The following is a 4,865-nucleotide window of genomic DNA, read 5'->3' on the forward strand; positions in this document are numbered from 1 at the left end:
AGGCGCAAAGCTAAAACTCTTAACTTTCATGATACTACCCTCCGGTCAATAACATAATTTTTGACTATTATTTTACATTTTTTTTGCTTAAATTACAGTGCAATTTGAAAGATTTATAATTAAAATTTAATTTATTTCAAATGGGACGGCAAATAACGACAACGCGATGAAAACTTAACGATGAAAAAATTTCATAAAATATAAAAAATGCGGAAATTTATCAAAAATTTCAGCAAATTTTAAAATTCAAAAGCTCTGTTACGATTTGATGTTGAAATAAATTTTACATCCGCTACGAAAAGCCGGCTCGCTTACGGCGAGTTGAGCGCGATTTTTTTGCTCACGCAACTTCACCCACATTCGCTTTACGGCTTCACTGCTCGTAGATAATTCTCGCAACAAGGCTTGTCACAACTAAAAATCGGGCGGTATTACTCTGTAAAAATTCCTAGTGCAGCGAATTAAAAACATCGCAATTTGGACTTTGCAAAAACATGACCAGCTATTTTTCCAAAGTTCATCGGCGCTATGTTATAACAGAGACGATTTTAAAAAAGCACCCGATCCGAATTTCATCAGAACTCGAGCGCTTGAAATTTCAAATACCCAAATATGAAATTTAGCTAAAACAGACCGAATTTACCGTCCTTGCGCTTATAAAGCACGCGCATTTTAGCATCCATATCGTTAAAGACCAAGAACTGATCGGTACTTTCTTTAAGCTTATTTAGTGCTTCATCGATCTCTAGCGGCTTATATAGATCCAGCTCGGTAGGGACGATCTCATCGACTTCATCATTTAAATTTAGCTTATTGGCACCGACTGCATTATCTACGGCGTTTTGTTTCATTTCGTCGCGATTTTTATGAGAATTTACCTTATCGTGGTATCTGCGTAGAACTTTTGAAGCGCGATCTACGATGAGATCGACGGCGGCATAGAGATCTTTATCTTTTTGGCGCACGACTATAGTGTCTTGATGCGCTAAATTTAATGAAAAATCTACCACAAAGCCCTTTTTGCCTTGCTTCTCGTCGGCAGAAATTACACAACGCCCAGAGATGATGTCGAGATTATATTTTTCTAGCGTCTCAAATGCGTTTTCGACATAATTTTTGATAGCTTCCGTTAGCTCAAACTGCTTACCTACGATATTTAAATTCATCGTCTCTCCTTTGCTTTATGGTTTTTGAATAGTACGCCTATGATATGTGATCTGTGGCCTTCCCATAACCGCTACGTTGGATTTTACTACCACGTCTACGAGCGCAGCATGGCTTAAAATTCTGCCCACACTACCGTTTGCAAGCCTTTCGGACGAGCCTTGCCCGAAATTACTATAAGCGACGGTATGATCGTCAGGTGCACCTAGCTGTTTATCGAAATATCCAAATGTCACGGTGATATCAAACATCTTTTGAGCCGGATCATTTGACGGATACTCAAGAGTAATCGTATTTAACGTAGGATAGGTCGCAGCCGTAGCACCCCCCTCTTTAAGCTCAGTAGTTAGATACTGATGCTTTTGCATAGCAAGGACTGCCAGCTCCGTAGCACTCTGAGCTAGCAGTAGCGCCTGCTCTCTGCCTTGGATATTATTGACATCGCGAGCCGTCATAGACGCGATAGATAACGCCGTAATTGCCGTAGTCGCTACAATGATGATAAAAAATATGGCCGCTACTAGAGCAAAGCCTTTTCGCATAGTTTTCATTAGTACACCACCTGTGCTTTACAAACGTTTAGATCCAGCTCTGCAGGATCGAAATTTCTGCCGTCGTCTCTCATACATAGTTTAAGTGCAACGGCGCCGTTATCGTCCTTAAACCTAAATAAGCTCACATCCTCTGCTAGTAACGAGCTGCTAGCAGTGTTATATGAGTGCGCATCACCTGCGACAGTACTCCATGGGCGATAGTTATATTTTAAAACTAAATCAAAATTCTTACTTAATACATTACCAGCATTATCTCTCATATATACAATACTATCCCTACCCCCTAAATCTGGAACAATCGCGTAGGCGCTATGAGCTATATAGTACTGCTCGGAGAATTCCTGCGATTTATCGTTATTTGGATTTAATGGATATTGGTTGATAGTAATAGTTTCGCTTTCTTTATTATTGGTACCCGTAGTACTAGGAGTGCCTACGGCGATCAGCACGCGATTGCTACCGTTCACGTCGACCTTTCTATCGTAGCCAAAGCCTATACCTACGCTAGTAGGTGAAGCATCATTCGTGACGACTTTAAATATAACAGCAACCTGAGTATTATTAGACGAAGTGTTATACGCAGTAGCCCTTAAATTTCCAACTATATTAGCCACTTGGGGGAAATCACTACCTAAAGATACCATATTAAATTCAGCCCTAGTATTTCCAATGTAGCCTGCATCTTCTGTACCTGCTTTCCATTTGTCATCTCGGAGTTGAGACATCGACATGAAGCCACTCCAACCGGGAGTTCTCTTGTTTATATTTCTCGTCTCTACGCTTTGTCCGATCCACTCTAATATATCGTATTTTGGATCGGTAAGACCGCTGATCGGTACAAATTGGTTTGTTTTAAGCTCTCTGCCTATAGTAGAGCTTTTTATTCTATCTTCCAATCGATTTGTTATTAGCATCATCGCATTTTGCGTTCTAGCTTCCAGCTGATTTACTGCCCGCACATGCACGTAAGATTTATAGATCTTAGTGTATAGATCGGCGCCAAACATTGAGATAATACCTAACACTACGATAACAAATACAAGCTCTATAAGGGTAAAGCCTCTTTTCATATCGCGCTCCTATTAGTTATATCGTCTAGTGACGGTTGTCTGAACGCCGACGCCGATATTAGATAAAAACGCTTTTAAAACGACTGATTTAGCGGCACCGTCTCTCGCTACAGCATCGTTTAGATCCGTAGCAGCGACCCTAACCATCTTTATATTAGTAGGGGCAGCGGACTCGTCGTTAGGTAGATCTCTAAGAACACCTCTTATATCAGTACCAGTAGCATACTGCGCCGCGCTAAAAGGCTCTACTACATAATCTACATCGACATTAATCCTAGTATTGAGGATAAAATCACCCTTGCTACTAGAGCCCACCAAATCACCGACTGTTATATCGGTAGTAAATCGGTCGTAGTCGTCGATATCGTTATAACGACCACCACCAAAAGAAATTCCTTTTCTACCGAATTGATTTTTCGTAGCTGGAGCTTGGGAGCTGATTCCACGCCGACTAGCTTCCGGCAAAATCCCCGGTCTAACTTCCTTGGTACTATTGCCTGAATCATCTACGCCTGGAGTTACGGTCAAAATTCTATCCATGCAGCTCGCATCGCCTCCGCAGCTAGCATCTGCTGCGTATGCGCTATCCCACTGCGCTTTAGATATACGAGACATAAAAGCTTTAGCGTTATATACAAGCTCCTCTTTGATCGCAAGGGCATTTAGCTCGGTCGTCTGCGCGACGATACGCGGAATCGCCATCGTCGTAATCGCCAAAATCACGATAGTAAAGATCAGCTCAATTAGAGTAAAACCTTTTTTCATCTTACATCCTTTCTTTAAAATTTTGAAATTACGGAAACGCAAACTTACTCTGCGTTATCGATGCTAATTATACTATTGTTAAACTTAAATTTAGAATTTATCGCGTAAATTTTTTTGGTTTACAAAGATTTTTAAGCCCGAACGCACAAAAATTTTAAAGAAATTCCATTTTTAAATTTGAACGCGGAATTTAAGCTTGCATTTACTCAAAGACTATAAAATTACGAGCTAAATAAATTCCAAGGATTTTTTATGACAAATCTAAGTAAAATTCTATTCGCTCTCCTATTTATCGCGTTTATCGGCGGCTGCAGTGGCAAAGGCGACGGCGAGCTTTTTAATCTAAGCCCTGAGGCATGGTATTCTAAAATTTTAGAAGATATCAATAACGCCAGCATGGAGGATGCCGAGAAGCACTACACTAGCTTTTCTAGCGAACATATCGCTTCGCCTCTGCTTGAGGAGATGACGCTCATTATGGCATGGGCTTTTGTGGAGGATGAAAACTACGAGAAAGCAAACAAATACCTAGACGAATATATCCGCCTCTACGGCACGACACAAAAGATCGAATATGCGAGATTTCTAAAAATTAGAGCAAATTTCGATTCCTTTAGCCGCCCAAATCGCAACCAAAAGCTAATGCTAAACAGCATCGACGAAATTCGAAAATTTATAGCTGAATACCCGCAGAGCGAGTATCGTCCGCTGCTTGAGACGATGCTAACAAAGCTACGCCTTGCAGAGCATCAGCTAAATATTGATATAAAAGACCTTTACCAGCGCACCGACCGCGAGAGTTCTGCCAAAATTTACGAGCAGCGCATCGAAGAATCCCCGCTAAACGGCACTGACGTCATTAAACCGCACTCGCCTTGGTATCGCGCGATTTTTGAGTAGGAGGAGCGATGCAACTGATGCAAAATACAACCTTCCCTAGCGATCTGCCTATCATCGTCGAGGACGAGCTATTTTTATATCCGTTTATGATAGCGCCCCTTTTCATCGGCGACGAGCATAACAAAAAAGCTCTCGATCTAGCCGCCAAAAACGAATCTATGATAATGGTCGTAAGCTCAAAGTCGGAATTTAGCGGCGATAGAAGCTTCGGCGGTATCTATAACGCAGGCGTCGTGGGCTCTGTGATGAGAACCGTGCCGCTTCCCGACGGTCGGGTTAAAATTTTATTCCAAGGCGCGCTAAAAGGCAAAATCGTAAAAGAAATTTCGCAAGATCCGCTGGTCGCTACCGTCGATATCATCCACGACGAGCGCGGCAACGACCAGAAATTAGACGCACTGGTAAGCGTGCT

At 41.7% G+C, this 4,865-nt stretch carries 6 protein-coding genes and 1 pseudogene; 2 read left to right on the forward strand and 5 right to left on the reverse strand.

The window, feature by feature from the left end:
- Positions 1-623: 623 nt before the first annotated feature.
- The 5 genes and pseudogenes from raiA to Q0257_RS05220 all read right to left on the reverse strand — a co-directional run bounded on the left by raiA (position 624) and on the right by Q0257_RS05220 (position 3,553).
- Positions 624-1,166, reverse strand: a complete 543-nt coding sequence (gene raiA, locus Q0257_RS05205) for a ribosome-associated translation inhibitor RaiA (protein ID WP_298022425.1) — start codon at positions 1,164-1,166, stop codon at positions 624-626.
- Between the two features lie 15 nt (positions 1,167-1,181).
- Positions 1,182-1,715 carry a hypothetical protein gene (locus Q0257_RS05210; protein WP_298022428.1) on the reverse strand — a complete coding sequence of 178 codons (534 nt, stop codon included), beginning with the start codon at positions 1,713-1,715 and terminating at the stop codon, positions 1,182-1,184.
- Entirely contained in the window at positions 1,715-2,332 is a 618-nt protein-coding gene (locus tag Q0257_RS05215) for a hypothetical protein (RefSeq protein ID WP_298022431.1), read from the reverse strand. Before Q0257_RS05215 ends, Q0257_RS05210 begins: the two co-directional genes overlap by 1 nt.
- Before the next feature lie 390 nt (positions 2,333-2,722).
- A pseudogene (locus tag Q0257_RS13065) lies at positions 2,723-2,788 on the reverse strand (prepilin-type N-terminal cleavage/methylation domain-containing protein); the annotation flags it as partial.
- 12 nt (positions 2,789-2,800) lie between these two features.
- Entirely contained in the window at positions 2,801-3,553 is a 753-nt protein-coding gene (locus tag Q0257_RS05220) for a type II secretion system protein (RefSeq protein WP_298022433.1), read from the reverse strand.
- Between the two features lie 252 nt (positions 3,554-3,805).
- On the opposite strand from Q0257_RS05220, the gene bamD reads away from it, so the two are divergent.
- Positions 3,806-4,453, forward strand: a complete 648-nt coding sequence (gene bamD / locus Q0257_RS05225; protein WP_298022436.1) for an outer membrane protein assembly factor BamD — start codon at positions 3,806-3,808, stop codon at positions 4,451-4,453.
- An 8-nt stretch (positions 4,454-4,461) separates the two neighbouring features.
- A partial coding sequence (locus Q0257_RS05230; protein ID WP_298022439.1) for an LON peptidase substrate-binding domain-containing protein occupies positions 4,462-4,865 on the forward strand: 404 nt, incomplete at its 3' end.

It is taken from the genome of uncultured Campylobacter sp., assembly GCF_938018035.1.
GTDB lineage: Bacteria > Campylobacterota > Campylobacteria > Campylobacterales > Campylobacteraceae > Campylobacter_B.